Here is a 222-nt window from a genome sequence, read left to right on the forward strand (position 1 = left end):
ACTTTAGCTGCAATTGATAATGCTGATTATGTGATTGCCCAAGTGAACAATCAAATGCCAAGAACATTTGGTGACGGTATTATCCATGTCACTGTGATTAATGCATTTGTTGTGGTAGATGTTCCACTTCCAGCATTTCCGGTTACAGGGCCATCAGATGTCGATACTAGAACTGGCGATTATATTGCTGAGCTTATTGATGATAGAAGTACGCTCCAAACG

At 40.5% G+C, this 222-nt stretch carries 1 pseudogene; it reads left to right on the forward strand.

Annotated features, from left to right (window positions below):
- Window positions 1-222: pseudogene (locus tag ACRHOC_RS15580) on the forward strand (4-hydroxybutyrate CoA-transferase); the annotation flags it as partial.

The sequence above is a fragment of the Winogradskyella poriferorum genome, from assembly GCF_050618035.1.
GTDB lineage: Bacteria > Bacteroidota > Bacteroidia > Flavobacteriales > Flavobacteriaceae > Winogradskyella > Winogradskyella poriferorum_A.